The organism is Sorangium sp. So ce375, assembly GCF_051473855.1.
Taxonomy (GTDB): Bacteria; Myxococcota_A; Polyangia; order Polyangiales; family Polyangiaceae; genus Sorangium.
Map to the genome: position 1 here is coordinate 1,035,721 of NZ_CP150335.1, position 19,945 is coordinate 1,055,665.

At 71.7% G+C, this 19,945-nt stretch carries 14 protein-coding genes; 7 read left to right on the forward strand and 7 right to left on the reverse strand.

Annotation, left to right across the window (positions count from 1 at the left end; translation table 11 throughout):
• Positions 1–119: 119 nt before the first annotated feature.
• Positions 120–1,121, reverse strand: coding sequence for a hypothetical protein (locus WME90_RS04050; RefSeq protein WP_437279737.1), 1,002 nt, complete (start codon positions 1,119–1,121; stop codon positions 120–122).
• Positions 1,122–1,168: 47 nt separating this feature from the next.
• On the opposite strand from WME90_RS04050, the gene WME90_RS04055 reads away from it, so the two are divergent.
• Entirely contained in the window at positions 1,169–1,744 is a 576-nt protein-coding gene (locus WME90_RS04055; RefSeq protein WP_437279738.1) for an exonuclease domain-containing protein, read from the forward strand.
• A gap of 118 nt (positions 1,745–1,862) precedes the next feature.
• Here the strand turns inward: WME90_RS04055 and WME90_RS04060 are convergent, their stop codons facing one another.
• The 3 genes from WME90_RS04060 to WME90_RS04070 all read right to left on the reverse strand — a co-directional run bounded on the left by WME90_RS04060 (position 1,863) and on the right by WME90_RS04070 (position 6,979).
• Positions 1,863–3,869, reverse strand: coding sequence for a right-handed parallel beta-helix repeat-containing protein (locus WME90_RS04060; RefSeq protein ID WP_437279739.1), 2,007 nt, complete (start codon positions 3,867–3,869; stop codon positions 1,863–1,865).
• Between the two features lie 654 nt (positions 3,870–4,523).
• Positions 4,524–6,392 carry a DEAD/DEAH box helicase gene (locus WME90_RS04065; protein WP_437279740.1) on the reverse strand — a complete coding sequence of 623 codons (1,869 nt, stop codon included), beginning with the start codon at positions 6,390–6,392 and terminating at the stop codon, positions 4,524–4,526.
• 140 nt (positions 6,393–6,532) lie between these two features.
• Positions 6,533–6,979 (reverse strand): hypothetical protein, encoded by a 447-nt coding sequence (locus tag WME90_RS04070; RefSeq protein ID WP_437279741.1) that lies wholly within the window; start codon positions 6,977–6,979, stop codon positions 6,533–6,535.
• Positions 6,980–7,487: 508 nt separating this feature from the next.
• Here WME90_RS04070 and WME90_RS04075 point away from each other — a divergent pair.
• Positions 7,488–8,693, forward strand: coding sequence for a glycosyltransferase family 4 protein (locus WME90_RS04075; protein WP_437279742.1), 1,206 nt, complete (start codon positions 7,488–7,490; stop codon positions 8,691–8,693).
• Positions 8,694–8,956: 263 nt separating this feature from the next.
• Here WME90_RS04075 and WME90_RS04080 read toward each other — a convergent pair whose 3' ends face one another.
• The gene (locus WME90_RS04080; protein WP_437279743.1) at positions 8,957–10,243 is read right to left on the reverse strand and encodes a phenylacetate--CoA ligase family protein; all 1,287 of its coding nucleotides are present in this window, start codon (positions 10,241–10,243) and stop codon (positions 8,957–8,959) included.
• Positions 10,244–10,925: 682 nt separating this feature from the next.
• Between WME90_RS04080 and WME90_RS04085 the strand changes: the two genes are divergently transcribed.
• The 3 genes from WME90_RS04085 to WME90_RS04095 all read left to right on the forward strand — a co-directional run bounded on the left by WME90_RS04085 (position 10,926) and on the right by WME90_RS04095 (position 15,572).
• Positions 10,926–12,497, forward strand: a complete 1,572-nt coding sequence (locus WME90_RS04085) for a dipeptidase (RefSeq protein WP_437279744.1) — start codon at positions 10,926–10,928, stop codon at positions 12,495–12,497.
• 53 nt (positions 12,498–12,550) lie between these two features.
• A complete protein-coding gene (locus WME90_RS04090; protein WP_437279745.1) occupies positions 12,551–14,824 on the forward strand; it encodes a hypothetical protein in 2,274 nt (757 codons plus the stop codon).
• Between the two features lie 115 nt (positions 14,825–14,939).
• Positions 14,940–15,572, forward strand: a complete 633-nt coding sequence (locus WME90_RS04095) for a MarC family protein (protein ID WP_437283556.1) — start codon at positions 14,940–14,942, stop codon at positions 15,570–15,572.
• Positions 15,573–15,591: 19 nt separating this feature from the next.
• On the opposite strand, the gene WME90_RS04100 is transcribed toward WME90_RS04095, so the two are convergent.
• Positions 15,592–16,497 carry an NmrA family NAD(P)-binding protein gene (locus WME90_RS04100; RefSeq protein WP_437279746.1) on the reverse strand — a complete coding sequence of 302 codons (906 nt, stop codon included), beginning with the start codon at positions 16,495–16,497 and terminating at the stop codon, positions 15,592–15,594.
• On the reverse strand, positions 16,494–16,949 hold the full coding sequence (locus tag WME90_RS04105; protein ID WP_437279747.1) for a nuclear transport factor 2 family protein: 456 nt from the start codon (positions 16,947–16,949) through the stop codon (positions 16,494–16,496). The genes WME90_RS04100 and WME90_RS04105 overlap by 4 nt, the downstream gene beginning before the upstream one ends.
• Before the next feature lie 164 nt (positions 16,950–17,113).
• Here WME90_RS04105 and WME90_RS04110 point away from each other — a divergent pair, with 164 nt between their 5' ends.
• The gene (locus WME90_RS04110) at positions 17,114–18,052 is read left to right on the forward strand and encodes a helix-turn-helix domain-containing protein (RefSeq protein ID WP_437279748.1); all 939 of its coding nucleotides are present in this window, start codon (positions 17,114–17,116) and stop codon (positions 18,050–18,052) included.
• A gap of 133 nt (positions 18,053–18,185) precedes the next feature.
• Positions 18,186–19,886 (forward strand): right-handed parallel beta-helix repeat-containing protein, encoded by a 1,701-nt coding sequence (locus tag WME90_RS04115; protein ID WP_437279749.1) that lies wholly within the window; start codon positions 18,186–18,188, stop codon positions 19,884–19,886.
• The last annotated feature ends 59 nt before the right edge of the window (positions 19,887–19,945 follow it).

A 19,945-nucleotide genomic window follows, 5' to 3' on the forward strand; every position in this document is an offset into this window, starting at 1 on the left:
CACGATCGTGCCGTCCGGGCGTCGCGCACCATCTCGCACGATTCCGACGCTGCCCTCGCCGGGGTGCGGCCGGTGGCCGAGAAGGAAAGGAGAACGTCGAGCAGGCGGCTTGATCCGCCTCAGCCCTTGTTTCCCGCTCGCCGCTCGAACCGCAGCCTGAGCACCTCGTCCTCGAGCTCGTTCGCGATCGCCATCGCCCGCCGCCTCGCCTCCGCGCCCGCCTCGCCGCCCACGATTCGCGCCAGCATGTTCAGCGCCATCGCGCGCATCCGCATGTGCCCGCCGTCCCCGGCGTGCCGGCACGCCTCGCGCGCGAGCGCCGCGCCTTCCTCCGGGAAACCCTGCTTCCATCGCGCGTACGCCAGCCCGTTCGCCCGCCGCGACCGCGCGAAGGCCGGACCGTCCTCCGGGATGCGCCGGTAAAGCGCCTCCGCGGCCGCGGGATCCGGCTGCTTGCCGCCCCAGGAGCGGTTCCGCTCGAAGGCGCGTTGATCGATCCAGCGGGCGAACAGGCAGGCTCGGTCGTGGGCGGGCATCGGCAGCTCGAAGAGCGGCTCGATCTCGTCGAGCAGGCCGGCCACGCGCGCGACGTCATCACGGCTCGCCAGGAAGGCCTCCGTGAGCAGAGCCTCCACCCGGGCCTCGGGCGGGGCCTTTCCGAGCAGCGGCCGGATGCGGGCGAGGTGCGTCTTTCCGGCCTCGCGGTCGTCGCCGCGCAGCGCGCAGGTGGCGTGGGCGAGGGCGAGGAAGACGTGGGAGGTCGGATCCTCGCTCACCGGCGGTCGATCCCAGAGGCGCAAGAGGTCCTGGGCGAGGGGCAGGGGCAGGTCGGTGAACCGCGAGTGATAGGCGCCCATCCAGCGGGCGCGCTCGGTGAGCGCGTCCGGCAAGCCGAAGGCCGCGAGCGCGCGCGCCCCCCAGGTCCCGCCGTCCCGCTGGCCACGCGTCCGCAGCCGGCGCAGGGCGCGCTCGATCGAGTAGAGGTCGTCCTCGTAGCCACGCAGCGAGGAGAGCCGCTCGGCGACCGCCGTCAAGGAGCCGTGCTGCGCGACGAGCCAGGCGACGTAATCCTCCCAGGAAAAGCCTGCGGGAGCGGCCTGTCCGGTTTCGTGTCCGGGCATGTTCGTCGCGCGGATCGTATCAAGGTTCAGCAGAAAGGAGGACGGACATGAAAAAGGATCCCGCATTTTTCCTGGTGATCGATCTGGAGGCGACGTGCGACGAGGGGGGCCGCATCGCCGAGCGCATCATGGAGATCATCGAGATCGGCGCGGTCCTCGTGGACGGCGCGACGCTCGAGCCCGTGAGCGAGCTCGCCACCTTCGTGCGCCCGGTCATCCGGCCGAAGCTCACGGAGTTCTGCACGAGGCTCACCACGATCACGCAAGCAGACGTCGACGCCGCGCCCGCGTTCCCCGAAGCCATCGCGGCGCTCGGGCGCTTCGTCGGCCAGCGGGAGGCGCTCTTCTGCTCGTGGGGCGATTACGACCGCAAGCAGTTCGAGATCGACGCGGCCCGCTGGGGCGTGCCCCTGCCGCTGCAGGGGCACATGAACATCAAGAAGCGCTTCTCCGCGACGCTCGGGGTGACCCAGCGCTACGGCATGGCGAGCGCGCTCGAGCGGCTCGGACTCCCACTCCACGGGACACACCACCGCGGGATCGACGACGCGCGCAACATCGCACGAATCCTGCCTTACGCGATAGGCCGCGTGCCGGTGCCGGAGGCACGGCCCGCGGGGTGAGCGCATCGCTGGGGCGTCGCTCCAGACCCGGCCAGGGGCCGTCCGCCCCTGGACCCGGACCGGCCAGGCTGGACCCGGGGCTGCTCGCAAGCCTCAGCGGGAACGCGGTCGGCGCACGTTACGGCGTGTAGACGTCGACCTCGGTGCGAATGAGCCAGTCGATGGTCTTTCCGGCCTCGCCGACGATCACGGCCCTGATGGTGTTGTAGGCCACGACGACGTTGAAGCTCCAGTCGGCGTCGTCCTCGCCGTCCGAGCCGATCGTCTGCACCGTGCCGACGGCCGCCGCCTCGTTGGGGTTATGCCTCTTCGCGCCCAGGGCGCGGCGGTATACGGCGCTTTCGCCGTTATTGCAGCGCGCCACCGCCACGATGCTGGCGTGCACGACCGAATTGTCGGGCACGATGTAGAGGTTGACCAGCGTCGTCGTCGCGTCCTCCGTGCGCTGCTGGTGGGTCAGCGAGGCGATCCAGTTGCTCTTCTTCCAGCCGTGGGCTTTGCGGTACGAGGCGCCGGTCGCGCGGTCGACGTACCGGGAGCCTGGAGGCGCGTACAGGACGCCCTCGGGAGCGCCGAAGAACGCGAGATCGTAGAGACCGCTCTCCACCGCGTCGCTGTCGCCGCTCGAGGGGACCACGGGCGTCGAGACGACGAAGCTCGAGCCCTTGCTCAGGTCGTACCCCGAGAAATCGATGTCGCGCAGCTTGACGTTGGCCGTCTTCCTGCTGCTCTCACCGACCTTGCTGATGAGGATCGGGAACGCCTGGACGGTGTCCTTGGTCCGGTAGATGCGCGTGCCCTGGATCGTGACGTCTTCCACCGAGCGCAGCTGCACGCCGAAATTCGTGTTGTCGTAGATCTCGCAGCCGCTGATCATGATCCGGTTCGTCACGTCCTGCGCGGGCATCTCGGGCGTCGCTGGCAGCGCGATGTCGGTCAGCTGGATGCCTGCCCCGTTATCCCGGAGGATGCACCCCTCCACGAGCGCGTCCTCCACCGCCGCCATCTTGATGCCGGCGCTCGGGTTCCCTTCGCAGATGAGCCCGGAGATGACAAGGTCTCTTCCGACCGCGCCGGCCTGGAGCGAGGACACGACCACCCCGTGGCCGGAAGTCACGCTGTTATGAACGAGGACGTTGTTCTTCGACGACCCGCCGATGATGCGGACGTTCCTGTACGGCTCGTAGTTGACGAAGATCTTCGCTCCTGCCGTGATCGACTCCGTGTTGCTCGCGGCCAGCGTGATCGCCCAGGTGTTGCCGGAGGTGTTCGTGGCCGACGTCACCGGCAGCTCCACGATGCGCTTCGTCGTGGGATTCCAGATGCCGAGGCGATCCATCCGATAGGGCAAGTGAGCGCTGCTCAGGGTCACGCTGAAGGACGTCAGCGAGGGCGCCGGCGATGCGTCGACCGTGCCGTCGCCGTACGTCCCCATGCAGATGATGTTGAACCCGGTGGCGCACCCGGTCGCGTGGCAGTCGATGAAGCTGACCTCGCGGCTCTGCCCCGTCTGGAACCCGGCGCCTGCGTCCTCCAGCGCTGCCGCGGTGCACTTGATGTTCTTCGCCATGCAGCCGACGACGGTGACGCGCCTCGCTCCGGCCAGGTAGATGCCGGGCTTGCTCACGCCCTCCACCACGCAGCCCGAGATGATCCCGTCGCGCGACCAGAAGGCCGTCGCGATGCCGTTCGTCGTCGAGTTCGACATCCCGGTGCCGTTTCCTCGCACTGTGACCCGCTCGCAGAACCAATCGACGCAGCCGTTCAGCTGGAGCCCCCCGGCGCTGGGCGGCCCGGCGTTCGCGAACTCGATGGTGAGGTCCCGGGCGCCCACGTTCCTGATCTCCTCGTAACCCGTGCTCGCGCTCTTGAAGAAGAGCACCGGGATGAAGGTCCCGGTCTCGGGCTCATGCTTGAGCACGCTCTCTCGACCCTCTCCTTCCAGGATCACCCCGCTGTACGCCACGTTGACCCTGGATGTCAGCTTGTAGACCCCCCTCGGGAAGTAGACCACGCCGCCGCCCGCCGTTCCGCAGTCCACGATCGCGGCGTTGATGGCGGCGTCGTCGGGAGTCGTTCCGTTGCCAGCTGCATTGTAGGGGGCACTCTTGACGTTGTAGATCATCTCGTCTCCTCGGAAAGCAACGAGGGCGCGTCGACCCGTCACCGTCGTCGTGGCGGGCACGATCGGAAACATCGCCTTCGCGCGGTGGTACGGCTCGATCTGGCGCTCGCTGGGGCCGCGGGCAGAGCTCGCCGCCCCCGCGCTCGCGCCAGCACCGATACCTTATCGAGCGCTCGCGCCGCGGCAACGTGCGGCGCGCGCCGGTGTGACTGACAAGTTCACGGCCGTGTCACGGCGTGTCGCCGCGAGCCGCCTTTGAAGTCGATGGTGGTGGGCGCTGGCGGCCCCGCGGCAGCGCTCCTCATGGCGCTAGTCGTCGAACGCCGCGCTCGCGATCACGTCGCAGAAATGGAGGTGTCGAGACCGGTCGAGCTTGCGCTCGCCGATCTCGACGACGCGCGGCGAGGCGGCCGCGGCCACCTCATTTCGGCGGAGCAGCGCGCACAGCACCGCGCGCGTGACCCGGGAGAACAGTCCTGCCAGCGATCTGTCTCCGAGCGAAGAGAGATTTCAACGCAAAGATGCCAAGCGAGAAAGGCGCAAAACGCACGAATCGTTCTTTGTTGCGACTTTGCGACTTTGCGACTTTGCGTTGAAATCTCTCTCCGGATCCCTGGCCGGGCTCCTGGTGGGTGGAAATGGCTGCCGGGGAGCTCAGGCCCGTGGACGCCGCCGCGGGGGCGCCATACCCGCCGCCTCGCCCCGGGCCTCGGCGGCCTCGCCGCGGGCTTCGGCGGCCCCGCTGCGGGCCTCGGTGGCCTTGCCGCGGGCCTCGGCCGCCCCGCCTCGCGCACCGCGGGCCCCCGCGTCGTCCCGGCGGACCTGGACCTTGCGGCCCTTCAGCCGCGTGGCGCGCAACGCCTCGATGACGGTATCCGCCGCCTCGGCCGGGACCTCCACCGTGGAGAAGCCGTCGGCGATCTCGATGGCGCCGATGTCGCGGGAGCTCAGCGACGCCTCGTTCGCGATCGCGCCGACAAGATCGGCCGGCCGGATGCCCGCGGCGCGCCCCGCGCTCACGTAGAGCCGGGCGACGTCGCCGTTGCCCTCGCGCGGCGGTCGCGCCTGCGCCTCGCCCGGGCGCCCTCGCGCCCCGGCAGGGCCGCGCGGCGCGCGGTCGTCGCGGGCGCGCTCCGGCCCGCGCGGGGGCGGCCGGAACGACGGGATCTCCGCCTCGTCCTCCTCCCGATCCCCCTCCGTCGCGTCGTGGGCGAGCTTCACCGCCGCCGCCGCGATGTCCATGACGTCGAACTCGTCGGCGAGCCCCTCGACAACGACCCGGAACCGCTCGGCGCCGCCCTCGAGGAGCGCCTCCCGGAGCGAGGCGCGCGTCAGCTCCAGGCGCCGCGCGCGCAGGTCGGCCACGGTCGGGAGAGTGGCCACCTCGATGCGCTGCCCGGTGAGCCGCTCGACGTTGCGGATCAGGTAGTGCTCGCGCGGCTCGACAAGCGTGATCGCCGCGCCCTCGCGGCCAGCGCGCCCCGTGCGGCCGATGCGATGGACGTACACCTCGGCCGCGCAGGGGATGTCGTAGTTGATGACGTGCGAGACGTGCTCGATATCGAGCCCCCGCGCCGCGACGTCGGTGGCGATGAGCAGCTCGGCCGTGCCAGCGCGGAAGCGGGCCATCACGCGATCTCGGTGCTCCTGCGAGAACCCGCCGTGGAGCGCCTGGGCCTCGTAGCCGCGGCCGCGCAGCGCCTCGGTCAGCTCGTCGACCTCGTTGCGGGTGCGGCAGAAGAGGATGGCCGACGACGGATCCTCCATGTCGAGCACCCGGGTCAGCGCAGCGGGCTTGTGCGCCCGCGGCACGATGTACGCCGTCTGGCGGACGCGGGGGAGCTCGCCGGGGGCCGCCTTCTCGCCCGCGATCTTGACCCGCACAGGCTCGCGCAGGTGCCGGCCGGCGATTGCGGCGATCCGCGGCGGCAGCGTCGCGGAGAAGAGCACGGTCTGCCGCGTGCCCGGCGTGGCCGAGAGGATCTCCTCCAGCGCCTCGGCGAAGCCCATGTCGAGCATCTCGTCGGCCTCGTCGAGCACGACGGTGCGGATGCCGTCGAGCAGGAGCGTGCCGCGCCCGATGTGGTCGAGCGTCCGGCCCGGTGTGGCCACGACGACGTGGACCCCGCGGCGGAGCGCGCGCAGCTGCTGCCCGAAGGGCTGGCCGCCGTACACGGAGAGCACGTGCACGCCGAGCCGGCGGCCGTACCGGTGCATCGCCTCGGCCACCTGCATGGCCAGCTCGCGGGTCGGCACGAGCACGAGGGCCTCGGGGGTGCTGGGCGGCTCGCCGCCGATCTCGAGGCGCTGGAGCAGCGGCAGCGCGAACGCGGCCGTCTTGCCGGTCCCGGTGGCGGCCTGCCCGAGCAGGTCGCGCCCGGTCAGGAGGTGCGGGATCGCCTCGCGCTGGATCGGCGTGGGCTCCTCGTAGCCGAGCTCGGCGAGCACGCCGAGGAGGGCAGGACCGATGCCGAGCGCGGCGAAGCTGGCGGACGAGGGGGTCGGCTCCACGGGGCTCCCCATGTCATGGTTGCGCGCCAGCGTCATCGCAACCCGGCATCCGGCGCGGGGCGCAGCGCCCGCACGGCAGACCGCGCCGTGGAGCGCGGCGCTTCGGTCGAGCCGGCGAGCGGCGGTCGAGCCCGCGAGCGCTGCTGCCGCGGTCAGCCGAGCTTCGCGGCGAGGGCGCGGTACCGCTCCGGCAGGCGCGCGGCGTCCAGCCGGCCGAGGAGAGCGCGCGCGCCCTGCTGCGCGCGGGGGTTGCCCTCCGGCGCGCGGCTCACCGCCTCGAGGTAGAGCTCGAGCGCGCGCCTGCGCTCCGCGAGCGCCTGCGGGGCGCGGCCCCGGAGCTCGAGGATCTCGGCCTGCTCCACGCAGAGCGCCGCGTACGCGCCGATCTTCTCGTCGTCGCCTAGCAGCGTGGCCGCGCCCGCGGCGTCGAGCCGGTCGAGCATGTCCCGCATCGGGCCGAAGAGCCCGTCGGCGGTGGTGCGGACGAGCAGCTCCGCCTCGTCGAGCTGGCCGGCGCGCCGCAGCCCGGCGATCCGGCCGATGGCCTCGGCGAGCTGCTCGATCATGCGGAGGATGTAATCGCGCTGCCTGATCGACATCGGGGCTCCTGCTCTAAGGCTAGCTGATTTCTTTCCGTCGAGCGCGTCAGTCCGGGTGTGCTGCAGCGAGCGAGGACGCTCGTCCTCCCTCTGCCGCGCGGCACGCCCGGCGGGCTGGCGCGACCCGGCTCGACCGCCCTCCATGGAAGCACGCATGACGCCCGAAACATCCCGCATCGAGCAGTGCTTAAAATATCACAATACTGGAAATTTAACTCGACACGAGCGTCGTGTGCGGTACCCCTCGTGTGGGGGGACGACTCGCTCACTGTCAGCGAACGGAAGCTCGTTCTGCGCGCGGAGGCGCCCGGGAGCAAGGACGTATGCAGTCCGGGCGCCGGCGTCGAGCGGCAGGACGTACCATGCCGTTCGCGCCGGCCCCTGGAGGAAGGTTGGCATCATGCTGGATATGTTGTTCACGGATCCCAAGCTGAATGAGAGTCCCCGAGGGAACCCGCGCTCCGAGCTGGCTGGGGAGGGAGGAACAAAGAGGCCGCGTGTCCTCTGGATGACGCGCCTTTTTCCAAACCGGGTTGAGCCGTTCGTCTGTGCCTTCCAGCGCCAGCAGCTCGCGGCCCTCGCGCGCCGCTGCCCGGTGGAGGTGTTCGCGGCGATCCCCTACCACCCGGGGAGCTCGCTGCTGGGCGCGCGCACACGTACAGGGCGGCTGGCGGCGGTGCCAGAGCGCGACGTGATCGACGGCATCTCGGTCGTGCACCCGCGCGCGCCGTACCTGCCCGGCGCGGGCAGCATCCTGGCGCCGGTGAACGCGCCGCTCTATCTCACGGGAATCCTGCCTCACATCCGGCGGCTGCGCGGGCGGTTCGACGTCGTGGTCGGAGCGTGGCTGTATCCGGACGCCTGCGCGGCGGCGCTTGTCGCGCGGATGCTCGGCCTTCCTTACGTCGTCAAAGCGCACGGCACGGACGTGAACGTCGTGGCCCGCTGGCGCTCGGTGCGCCCGCTCGTCGCCAGCGCGGTTCGGTCCGCCTCGTACGCGATCGCCGTGAGCCGGCCGATGGCCGAGCTGCTCACCGCGCTCGGCGCGCCGCCGGGCCGCGCGGTCGTCGTCCGCAATGGCGTCGACCGCTCGATCTTCCATCCGAGCGATCGGCTCGCCGCCCGGCGCGAGCTCGGCCTCCCGGAGCGCGGCCGCATCATCACCTTCGTCGGTGAGCTCAAGCAGCCGAAGGGCATCCTGGATCTGCTCGAGGCGTTCGAGACGCTCGCCGAGGAGGGGGGCGAGCCCACCCATCTCGTCGTCGTCGGCGCCGGCCCGGGCCGGACCGCGGTCGATCGGGCCGCGGCGCGCCGCAAGGCCGCTCAGAGCGCGGCCGGTCAGATCATCGCGGCTGGCGAGCGCCCGCTCCGTGAGGTCGCGCGCTACATGGCAGCTGCCGATTTGCTGACGCTGCCGAGCTGGGCGGAAGGAACCCCCAATGTGGTGCTCGAGGCGATGACCGTCGGCTGTCCGGTGGTGGCCACGAGCGTCGGGGGGATCCCGGACCTGGTCACCCACGGTCGCACAGGCCTGCTCGTCCCGCCGCGCGACGTGAGGGCGCTGGGCCAGGCGCTCCGCGAGGCGCTCGCGCGGCCCTGGGACGCGCGAGCGTTCGCCGAGGCGGCGCCGCCATCGTGGGAGGAGAGCGCGGAGGAGCTGGAGCGGCTGCTCGCGCGGGCGGCATTCGGGGACAGCGAGCGCGCCGTAGCCTAAGACAAGCTCTCCCTGGAGCGGCGGTCACCCGCGTCGGATACGGGCCCATCTCGACGTTTTCGGTGCTCAGCGCACATGAGTGCGCTTGCGCGCCGAAAACGCCGATCTGGGCCCGTCTCCTGTGCGGGTGACCGCCGCTCCTATGCTCTGTATACGGAGCAAGGCACGACATAGCGGCGTCTCGCGCACCGCGGGCAAGGTTGTCCAGGCCGCGGTGCGCGAAGTGCTGGAGACCATCGCCTTCCACGCAGGAGGAAAGTCGATCAATCGGGGTGGTGTTCCAGGCCGTTCCCCGCGGAGGCCGCCGGCGGGCTCGCCTGCGGTGGATCCTTCCGCGCGTCGAGCCTGCTCGGCACATCGGAGATCGTCACGCGGAGCTTGCCGCCGCGGGTGAGCGCGATATGGTCGACCACCCGAATCTGGAGGACGGCTCGGTCGCCGAGGTGCTTGCGGAGCGCCTGCTCGATGTAGCGCGCGTGCTCGTCCTGGTATCCGTTCGCCGGGACGATCTTGAGCGTGATGGCCCCGCTCCGATCCTGGTGGACCTGGTAGCGCTTCACCGACGGACAGTCCTTGAGAATGTAAGGGAAAATCTCGCCCGCGACGAGCCGCCCATCCGATCCAACGATCATGTCGAGCTCCCGCCCCTCGACCGAGGCGAGGAGCGGCAGACCTCGCCCACACGAGCACGTCGACGTGGACCCGATGGCGATGTCCTCGTTCTTGTAGCGGAGCAGCGGCATCGACCGGGAGACAAAGTCGCTCACGATCACCTCACCAGGCTCGCCAGGCGCCGCGTGCCGGCCCTCGCGTACCAGCTCCAGGTAGACCCCATCCATGTTGATGTGCATTCCTTCGTGCCGGTCGCACTCCGAGGAGATCAGCATCACCTCCCTGCACCCATATCGGTTGAACACGGGTGCGTCGAAGGCGTGCTCGATGGTCCTGCGCTGGTGATCGAAGAGCCGCTCGGCGGTGCACACGAGGCCTCTGGGCGCCGGCAGCTTGCGGCCCGTCTCCAGGGCGAAGAGCGCTGTATAGTAGAGCGGGTTCGTATAGCCGATGATCAAGTTCGGTCGATAGCGTGCGATGTCGTCCACGGCGGCGGCGAGCCGTTGCTCGGACAGGTCGAACGCGCACACGTACTTCTTGCGGAGTATGGCCTCGTGCAGCTGGCGCTTCCCCTTCTTGAAGCGGCTCTCATTGACGAAGGGAATCCCCCAGATGTGGAGCTCCTTCTCCCCCACCTTCCCTCCAGCCCAGCCGTCCGACCGCATCGCCGCGGCGATCCGATGCTCGTAGGTTTTGTGGTCCAGGTAGAACTGCATCGACTCCCCTGTGGAGCCGCCCGTTCCGCTCTTGATCAGCTTGCCCGTGTACCCCTCGGCGAGCAGCTCCGGCCCGTGGGCGCGGATATCCGCCTTGGTCAGAATGGGGAACCGCACGAGGTCCTCTGGTGCCTTCACGTCTGCTACACGCACCCCATACTCGGCGAAGCGGCGCCGATAGAAAGGCACCTTCTGCTCGGCGAAGCGAAGCGCGTCGAGCATCCTTCGAAAGGACAGCTCTCGAATCTCGCGCTCCGGACGCCACTGCGATTGTTCGATCTCGTGCAATCGCCTCAGGGTCGCCCGTCTTCGTATATGGGTCTCGTACAACGGGAACAGAACATGTCGGAATAGTGTTCCATACATACTCTCTAGGATTGCAAGATACATGTTCTTGTCAAGCTGTGTATCGCAGGTGTGGCGCGACGGTGTGTCTCGGGCGCGATGTCGCTATCCCGAGCGGCGCCGAGGCGAACATGCGATTGATAGAGCTCGTAACAAATTCGATTTCATGTGCTGTCTGCGGCCGGAGCCGACTCGTCGCTTGCGTTCGGCCGGAACGGCGGTGGCGTCTTGCGCGTGACTCCGCGTGACTGCGCGTGATGACGAGCAGCGAGGGCAGCGTGCTCGGGAGCGCGGGCCGTTATGGTCTGGCGACCGCGGACGGCGGGACCCTCCAGGTGGAGCCCCGGACCGGGCGCGGCGCCGCGTAGGGGGAAGGAGGACGTCCGCCGATGGCGCCACCTCTGCGCCACGGCGGCTGACCACGGGGGTCATCAGGACATAGGGGGCCCCAGGACCGGCGTGTCGACGCCCATCGGCGTTGCTGGCCCGCCTCTCCGAGGCACGGTCCGGACGCCGCTCGATCTATCTCTCCGCCGAGCCCGCATGATACCCTCCGATCATGCGCACTCGTCTGTCCCTCGCGCTCCTCGCCGCCGCGTCGCTCGCGGCCTGTGTTCGTTCCCCTGGGACCGCGGCGTCGCCCGATTTCTTTCCGCAGCCCGCCGACGAGGTCGGGCCTTGGTCCGCGGTGGAGCCCGACGTCTCGGCGAGCCCCGTGGGACCGGAGACGCCCGAGCAGCGGGCCGCTCGGCTGCAAGCCAAGGCGATCCTCGTGGACGGCCACAGCGGCGTGCCCTCGCTGCTCCTCGGCGACGCGTTCGCTCGGGTGAGCCCGGACGACGAGCTGGCGGCCGCGGAGCTCGCCAGGATCAAGGCGGCGGGCGTCACCGGCGCGTTCTTCCCGATCCACGTCGGTGCGTCCGCGCCGCTTTCGCCCTCGCGGCTCGGCGGCAGCGCCGCGCGCCGCGCGCTCGATCTCATCGACGCGACCCACCGCCAGATCGAGCGCCACCGGGAGACGCTGGTGCTCGTGCGCAACGCGAAGGACGTGCGCCGCGCCGAGCGCGAAGGCAAGATCGCCGTGCTCATGGGCGTCGAGGGCGGGCACGCCATCGAGAATTCCCTGCCCACGCTGCGCTCGTTCTACCGCCTCGGCGTCCGCACCATGGCGCTCACGCACATGACCACGAACGACTGGGCCGGCTCCGCGGGAGGAGCCCTCGATGCCGGGTACGTCCGCGATCGCGGCCTCTCCACCTTCGGTGAGGCCGTGGTCCGCGAGATGCAACGGATGGGCATGCTCGTCGACGTCTCGCACGGATCGGACAGCACGTTTCAGGGCGTCATGAAGGTGGCCAAGGCGCCGATCCTCACCTCTTCCACGATGCCGGCCGCCGGGCACCACCGCCGCAACCTCGACGATTACATGCTGCGCGCGATCGCGGAGAACGGCGGCCTCGTCATGGTGAACGCCTGGGCGCTGTTCCTGGACGACGCGTATGCGGAGCAGTCGGCGCGCTTCGCGCAGAAGTACGGGGCGCACCTCAAGGAGCTCGGCGAGAGGCTCCCGGGCGACACGAAGGCGCTCCACGAGGAGATCGAGAAGCTCAGGGCGCAGGAGGGGCCGGTAACGGTGCCGCTGTCGCGGATCATCGACCATATCGACCACGTGGTGAAGATCGCGGGGATCGAGCATGTCGCCCTCGGCTCCGTCTTCGATGGGAGCGAGGTGCTCAAGGAGGGGCTCGCCGCCATCGACGGGCCCCCGAACATCACGCTGGAGCTCATCCGTCGCGGCTACTCGGACAGGGATATCCTCCGCCTGCTGGGCGGGAACTTCGTGCGGGTCCTCGAGCAAGCCGAGGCCTATGCGGCCTCGACGGAGACCACGCTGTCCGGGGACGGCAGCATGCAGCGGCTCAGGGCGGACGAGCTGGGCGATCCGCCGTCGCCGCCCGCGCAGTCGCCGCCTCCGCCATCGCCGCCCGCGCAGTCGCCGCCCCCACCGTCGCGGGGGCCGGTATCGTGGGGGGTCGTCCCGCCGCCATCGCCGCCGCTGCGAACGGCCCCGCGGCCCTCGAAGGCCGGAGCGCCGGAGCCCCCGCCCTCGGAGCTCATGCTGTCGCGGTAGCCCCTCTCCGTCGACAGGTCGTCGAGCCGGGTTTACCGTGGCGATCCCCCGGAATGCGAACGGCGGCGCGAACCCTGACCCGGCTGCGAACACCCACGCTTTCAGCGGCGCTCGCCGCCTGCCTGCTGGGCGGCGGGTGCGCAGGGGAGCCGCCCGCGCCGGGCGGCCAAGGCGGCGGCGGCCAGGGCGCCGGCGCGCACCCGGTGACGACGACAACGTACGTGAGCGCAGTCACGGGCTTCGGCGGCGCCCCGGGGGAGCTGCCGCACGCGTTCACGGTGACCGGCGTCGTCACCGACGGCGCGGCGCCGCTCGAAGGGGCCATCGTGATGCAGGCCGGCGGGGAGCCGGCCCTCGTGACCGGTTCGGACGGCGCGTTCTCCATCGAGATCACGCGGGACATCCCGGGTCAGCCGACCGTGGTCGCCGCGAAGATCGGATATCGGACCGATGGCATCGAGCTCGAGGTCGTCCCCGACGGGCCGGTGGATATCGCCCTTCGCCGCGTGTCGCCGCCGGACAACGCGCTCGGCTACACCTACGGAGATCCGGGCGACGGCGACCCCCACAACTCGACCCGGTTCTGCGATCACTGCCACACGACGCTCGTGGCCGAGTTCCTCGAGTCGGGGCACGCGCGCTCGGCCAGGAGCCCGCTCCTCCAGGCCATCTACGCCGGGGTCTCGATGGCCCACACGGACGAGGCCTCGTGCAGCGCCGCGGGCGGGCGCTGGAAGGCCGGCCGCGTCCCGGGGAGCGAGGGGGGCGCCGCGATGCGGTGTTACCTCGGGAGCGGCGTGCTGCCGGATCTCAACCCGTCCTGCGGCGGGGGAGCGCAGCCCTCGTGCGACGATCCCGCGCTGCCCGCCGCGGTGCGCCCGGCGGCGTTCGGCGCGTGCGCCGACTGCCACGCCGCGGGGATCGACGGCCCCGCGGGCGGGCGAGACCTCCTCGAGGCCACCGGCATCGCCTTCGAGAAGGGCGACCACTGCGACGCTTGCCACAAGATCCGCGACGTCGATCTCAGCAGGCTGCCCGGGGTCGCCGGCGCCCTGATCGTCCAGCGCCCGCAGGAGAGGATCTCCGCCGACCCTTCGTCGAAGCTCCTCGAGGTGATGTTCGGCCCGCGGCCGGATGTGCCGAATCGGTTCATGGGCGGGAGCTACCAGCCGAAGTTCTCGGCCTCGGAGCTCTGCGGCGGCTGCCACGAGCAGCGGCAGGCGGCGCTCCTGCCGGGCGCGGCGCTCGATCCGGTCCGCTGGCCCGACGGGCTCCCGATCCATGAGACGTTCTCCGAGTGGACCGCGAGCTCCTGGAACCGTCCGGCCACGCAGTGCCAGGCGTGCCACATGCCGGGGATCCTCTCGCTGAAGAGCAGCGTCGACGTGACGACCGAGGCGAACGCGAGCGTCTCGCTCGGCTTCGTCCGCCCGGAGGGCACGGTCCGCTCCCACCTCTTCCGCGGCCCGCTGGAGGGCTCCCCTCGGCTCATCCGGGGCGCTGTCGACGTCCGCATCGCGGCCGCGGCGGCGTCGGGTGAGCTCGCGGTCACGGTCTCCCTCGCCGGCGGCTCCGCGGGCCACGCCGTCCCGACCGGGGAGCCGATGCGGGCGCTCGTGCTCCTCGTCACGGCGGAGGCGTGCGGCGCGCCCCTCTCGCCGTCGAGCGGCATGACGGTGAACGACACCGGCGGCGCGCTCGCGGAGGCGCGCGTGGGCCAGGGCGTGGCCCTGACGGGCACCCGGCTCGCCTGGGAGGAGGGCGCGGCGCGCGCGAAGGCGGGAGACGTGGTGAGGATCGTCCGCCCGACGGGCGCTTACGACGATTACACCGGCATCGGCCGCTTCGCGGACCCGTCGCTCGACGCCGCGGACAAGGGCCTCGAGATCCGCGCGCCCGTCGGCGAGGCGCGGGTTGTCGCCGCCGGCGGCGGCGCGCTCACGCTGAGCGGCGCGATCCCCGCGCAGGACGGGGACCTCGTCTACCTCGGCGCGCCGCTCGCCGCGGCGCCCGCCGACGGCCAGCCCGCGGCCGCGTTCGCGGGCGCCGCGGGCTACACCTTCGCCAAGGTGCTCATCGATCCGGCCGGCGCGCGGCACGCGCCGCAGCACCGCGCCGTCGACATCGCCAGCGACAACCGCATCGCGCCGGGGAGCGTGGCGGTGACGTCGCACGGCTTCGCGATCCCCGCCGGCTGCGCGGCGACCGCGAACGTCACCGCGACGCTGCTCTACCGGCCTGTCCCGCTCGCCCTCGCGAAGGAGCGCGGGGCCTCCGCGCACGATTACTTGATCGCATCGACCTCCTCGCCGGTGCCGCTCGACTGAGCGGCGCGGGCCGCCAGATCCGTGTCAGACACCCATGGTGCCTCACACCTAGCGCGGCCGTCGGGGATGTGGGAGATGCGCCTGTCCCGCGGGCTCCGCGACGCCTCCGATGAGCATGGCCCATTACGTCTCGGTCTTCCTCGTATCGCTGTCGGCGATCTTCTTCGTCGTGGATCCGATCGGCATCGTGCCGCTGTTCCTGACGATGACCGCGGGCGATCCGCCGGAGAAGGTCCGCAGCACGGCGCGGCGGGCGTGCGCCGTCGCCGGCGGGCTCATGGTGTTCTTCGCCCTCTTCGGCAGCGTCATCTTCAAGGTCTTCGGCGTCTCGCTTGCCGCGTTCCGGGTCGCGGGCGGGCTCTTGCTGCTGGTCACGGCGCTCGACATGCTGCGCGCCCGCTCCTCGGCGACGCGCACGACCCCGTCCGAGGAGCAGGAGGGCATCGCCAAGGAGGACGTGGCGCTGGTGCCCCTGGCCATGCCGCTCCTGGCCGGGCCGGGCGCCATCGCCACGGTGATGGTGCTGATGTCGCGCGGGGGAAGCGACCCCGTGGCGATGGCGCTGGTGCTCGCCAGCGTGGTCATCACCTTCGGTGCCTCCTACTTCGTGCTGCGCGGCGCGGGGCTCGTGCAGCGGGCGCTCAAGGCGTCCGGCGTGGCCGTGCTCGAGCGCGTGATGGGCCTCATCCTGGCGGCCATCGCGGTGCAGTTCATGGCCGACGGCGTGAAGGAGCTCTGGCGCGGGTGACGCCCCGCGCCCCGCCGGGTCAGAGCGATGATCTCGCCCCTGCAGCGCTGGGCTCCTCACGGAAGACGCGCGCGTGGGCGCGCGCGAAGTCGCCGAAGGCGCGCGGCGCGCGGCCCGTCACGCGCTGAACGACGTCGGTGACGCGGTCCTCGGCCCCGTCGCGGATGGCGAGGTCGAGCCTCACGAGGAACGCGGCGTAGGGCGCGGGGATCCCCGCCCGGACGAGGTACGCACGGGCGTCCTCCTCGCCGGCCTCGACGTGGCGTATCGCCCGGCCGGCGGCGCGGGACACGATGGCCGCCACGTCATCGTAGCCGAGCGCCTCCGGGCCGGTGATGACGTGTGCTGTATCGTGCGGCGCGTCGTCGAGGAGCGCGCGCGCGGCGACCTCCGCGATGTCCTCGGCGTCGACGAAGCCGACGCGGCCGCCGCCCGTCGCGGTCGCCAGCTCGCCGCGCCCGGCGATCGCCGCCGCGTGCGGGTGGCGCGGGTCGATGAAGTTCTGCATGAACCACGACGGTCGGAGGACGGTCCACTCTGGAGCGCGCTCGCGGAGCGCGCGGTGGACGACGCCGAGCCCGGGGCCCCCCTCGGCCACGGCCGACGCGCTGAGCAGGACGAAGCGGCGAGCCCCGCCCGCGAGCGCGCGCTCGATGAAGGGCAGCATGAGCGCCGAGGGATCCTCGATCATCGCGGGCGCCACGAGGTACACGCGATCGGCGCCGCGGAGCGCGCCCTCGTGGGTCGCGGCGTCGGCCCAGTCGAAGCGGGCGTGCTCCACGCCCTCGCGAGCGGGCGCCGCCCGGCTCGCGGTGCGGACGCGCGCGCCGGCCGCCGCGAGCCGCGCGGCGACGGCTCGCCCGGTGGTGCCCGTCCCGCCGGTGACGAGGACGAGCGGCCCGTCGCTGCCCGCGCGCGGGCTCACGACGCCCCCTCGCGACGTGTGGTGAGCTCGTCGCCGAAGGCCTCGACGACGGGCGCGGGATTCCAGTACTCGCGGTAGCGCGCGATTCGGCCGTTCCTCGTCGCCACGAACATCACATAGTCCTGCTCGTAGCGTTTGCGCGCGGGCCCGATGGTCGCCGAGCCGTGCACCTCGGCGAGCGCGACGTCGGGATCGGTCGTCGGATACCGTCGTACGTCCCGGAGCTCCAGGTCGTGGAAGCTCTCGAGGATGCCCTCGAAATAGCGCCGGATGGCCGCCTTGCCTTCGAGGCGCGCCGGCGCGCCGAGCGCCGGCGCATAAGGGAACTCGACGGTTGCGTCGTCGGCGAAGAGGTCGAGCCAGCGCTCCGTGTCGCGACCGATGAGCTCGAGGTGCGCGTCGAGCGCCTGCGCGGCGTCGAGCGGCCTGGAATGCGGCGGGGGGTACGTCATGGAAGGTCCTTTCCTCTCGTGTTGACGAGGCCAAGCGTAGGCGCGCCGCGATTGCCGCGCGTCCGGCTCCGCGATCCGCGCGTCCACGGCTCGCGTCGTCCTCGCGGCCCGCCGCGCGCGCCGGTGTGGCGCGGTGCGCCGCGTGGTGTAGAGTCGATCGCGCCATGTCCGCCGCGCTCGACGAGCTGGCCCGGAGCGTCGTGCTCCGCGAGGCCGAGGTGATGCGCTTCGCGCTGGGCGAGCGCTGGGGCAAGCGGCAGCCGGCGCAGCGCGCCTCCGCCCGGGTGTACGCGGCGCTCCGCGGCGGCGGGTGGGTCGACGTCGCGCGCCGGCGGCTCGCGCTCGGCTCTGGAGAGCTCGTGTTCCTGCCGCGCGCCGATGAGCACGCCATCCGCGATCGACCGACGACCTCGCTCGCGCACCCGGAGGCCCTCTGTCGCGGGATGCGCGCCGTGGCCGACGACGCCTTGGCGACGGAGGCCCCGCCGGAGACGCGCCTCGTCGTCATCGACCTGCACATCGACGCGGCGGGCGCCCCGTGGGTCGCCCTGCTGCCGCCGGCGGTGCACGTCACGGGCGCGACGCCGGGGCTCGCGCGCTGGCTCAATGACACGCTCGCGCTGCTCGCCGGCCCACAGGCCCTGTCGGCGGCGCTTCGTCGCTCCGTCGGCGAGGCGTGGGCGCACGCGCTCTTCGCGAGCGCGCTGCGCGACCCCGCGGCGTCGCTGCCGCGGCGGGACGCCCTCCGGGACGAGCCGATCGCGGCCGCGCTCGCGCGGGTGCGCGCCTCGCCCGAGCGCGCGTGGGAGCTCGGGGACCTCGCACGGACGGCCGGCCTCTCGCGATCCGCGTTCGCGGCGCGCGCGACGGCGCTCCTCGGCGAGCCGCTCGGCCATCACGTGCGCCGGCTGCGCCTCGAGCGCGCCGCGGTCCTGCTCGGCGAGACGACGCTCCCGGTGAAGCTCGTCGCCGCCCGCGTCGGCTACGACAGCGAGCCCGCGTTCGCGCGCGCCTTCGCGCGCGCCCACGGCGTGAGCCCCATCGGCTACCGGCAGGCCAGGCGGCGAGAGGACCGCGCGCCCACCGTCAGGCGCGCAGGGTGATGAGACGGACGCGCTGGTGAGCGGCGCAGCCGGTATGATGTCCACCCGGCTCTGAACACCAGCTCCCACGCACCGGCGCGTGGTGCGCGGCTTTCGCCGCGGCGCGCCCAGCCGATGGCGTATCCTCCGGCGGATGCGGCAAAGCGCGGGGATCGGTGTCCTGCTCGTCGCGATGGCGGCGTGCGGCGGCGACGGCGAGGGGGCGGAGTCCTCCGCCGGCGCCGGAGGCTCCACGCCGGGCGCGGGCGCCTCCGGTGGCTCCACGTCCGGCGCGGGCGGCGCCGGAGGCTCTATGTCTGGCGCGGGCGGCTCCACGCCGGGCGTCCCGGCCTACGGTCGTTTCGGTCAGGCCACGACCACCTTCACGCTGCCGGAGCCGGCCCCGAAGGAGGGCGAGCTCCCCGCGATCGCCTATCCCGATCTCGCCGGGTCGTTCCCGGAGGTCGACTGGAGCGCGCTCGATCGGCTCTACATCCCGGCCGGCCATTACCGGAGCATCCTCCTCGGCGGCCTGCCCGAGCGGGGCGCCGAGCGCCCGCTCGTGATCACGAACCTCGGCGGGCAGGTCGAGGTCGGGGGCGACGCCGCCAACTACGTGTTCGTGATCAAGGGTGGAAAGGGCTGGATCCTGACCGGCCGCCACGATCCTGTCTCGAAGACCGGAGACGCGGGGTTCCGGGGGCACGCCGAGGGCGCGTTCGCCCATAGCCAGGGGACATACGGCATCTTCATCGACGACGCGTTCAGCAAAGAGGGCCTCTCGGGGCTGGCCATCGGCGGAGGAGCGTCGGATTTCGAGCTGGACACCCTCGAGGTCGCGCGCGCCGAGTTCGCCGGCGTCGTCGCCAAGACCGACGACGACGGACAGGCCACGATGCGCAACGTGAAGATCCACGACCTCTACGTGCACGACGTCGGCTCCGAGGGGATCTACTTCGGCAGCACTCAGGCGCAGCCGCAGCACGCGTTCGAGCGCCTCGAGGTGTACGATAACCGGCTCCTCCGAACCGGCACCGAGGCGCTGCAGGTCGGGCAGCTCGGCTCGGACTGCGAGATCCACCACAACGTGCTCGGGCCGGGCGCGGTCCGGTGGCGGTCGGCGTTCGACCATTACCAGGACGGCAACGTGCAGTTCGGCCAGCGCTATGGCAGCTCGAGCTTCCACCACAACATCGTGATCGGGACGGGCGATCTCTTCGTCGAGCTGTTCCCGACGCGCGTCGACGGCGATCCGCGTTCGCCCTCGGACACGATCTCGTTCACGGACAACTACTTCGCCGACACGTCGCTCAGCGGGGTGTACACGCACGCGGTGGACACCGGCGCCACGATACGCTTCGAGCGCAACGCCTTCCTCGGGTTCCACTTCAACTATGGCGAGGTGTACCCCGACACGGACGAGCCGGTGCAGGTCTTCGCCGTGGGCAGCAATGCGCCGAACCCGCACGTCCTCGAGGGCAACCGGGTGGACGGGCCGTATCCGTTCATCAAGTGGCTCTTCGACAGCGTGCAGGCCGGGGACAACCCGACCGAGGCGGTGCCCCGCGTCCGCTTCCGCGACTTCATGGCGGGCGGCATCGACGAGAACTACCGACGTGTGGAGTGGTGGACCGATCGCGCGACGCTCAGCCCGGACGATCGCGCGGTGACGTACCCCGAGGGCGCCTACGTCCTCCACCAGGGCGCGCTCTACCAGGCGCTCGCCGAGAGCCAGGGAGAGCAGCCCGACCAGCACCCGGACGTGTGGCGCGCGCTGCCGCCCCCCGCGGACGACGTGCGCCTGAGCGCCGACTCGCCGCACCAGGGGCTCGGCGTCCGCTGGCCGCCGCCTTAGCGAGGCATCGCGCTTCCAGGAGGGGGCGGATCGCGCACGAGAGCTCCTGTCCTCAGCGG

Excerpts from the sequence above, each read along its gene's own strand:
- WME90_RS04055 (WP_437279738.1), top strand. The coding sequence starts at position 1,169 with ATGAAAAAGGATCCCGCATTTTTCCTGGTGATCGATCTGGAGGCGACG.
- WME90_RS04050 (WP_437279737.1), bottom strand. The coding sequence starts at position 1,121 with ATGCCCGGACACGAAACCGGACAGGCCGCTCCCGCAGGCTTTTCCTGG.
- WME90_RS04085 (WP_437279744.1), top strand. The coding sequence starts at position 10,926 with ATGCGCACTCGTCTGTCCCTCGCGCTCCTCGCCGCCGCGTCGCTCGCG.
- WME90_RS04070 (WP_437279741.1), bottom strand. The coding sequence starts at position 6,979 with ATGTCGATCAGGCAGCGCGATTACATCCTCCGCATGATCGAGCAGCTC.
- WME90_RS04105 (WP_437279747.1), bottom strand. The coding sequence starts at position 16,949 with ATGACGTACCCCCCGCCGCATTCCAGGCCGCTCGACGCCGCGCAGGCG.
- WME90_RS04095 (WP_437283556.1), top strand. The coding sequence starts at position 14,940 with ATGGCCCATTACGTCTCGGTCTTCCTCGTATCGCTGTCGGCGATCTTC.
- WME90_RS04060 (WP_437279739.1), bottom strand. The coding sequence starts at position 3,869 with ATGATCTACAACGTCAAGAGTGCCCCCTACAATGCAGCTGGCAACGGA.
- WME90_RS04075 (WP_437279742.1), top strand. The coding sequence starts at position 7,488 with ATGACGCGCCTTTTTCCAAACCGGGTTGAGCCGTTCGTCTGTGCCTTC.
- WME90_RS04110 (WP_437279748.1), top strand. The coding sequence starts at position 17,114 with ATGTCCGCCGCGCTCGACGAGCTGGCCCGGAGCGTCGTGCTCCGCGAG.
- WME90_RS04065 (WP_437279740.1), bottom strand. The coding sequence starts at position 6,392 with ATGGGGAGCCCCGTGGAGCCGACCCCCTCGTCCGCCAGCTTCGCCGCG.
- WME90_RS04090 (WP_437279745.1), top strand. The coding sequence starts at position 12,551 with ATGCGAACGGCGGCGCGAACCCTGACCCGGCTGCGAACACCCACGCTT.
- WME90_RS04115 (WP_437279749.1), top strand. The coding sequence starts at position 18,186 with ATGCGGCAAAGCGCGGGGATCGGTGTCCTGCTCGTCGCGATGGCGGCG.
- WME90_RS04080 (WP_437279743.1), bottom strand. The coding sequence starts at position 10,243 with ATGCTCGACGCGCTTCGCTTCGCCGAGCAGAAGGTGCCTTTCTATCGG.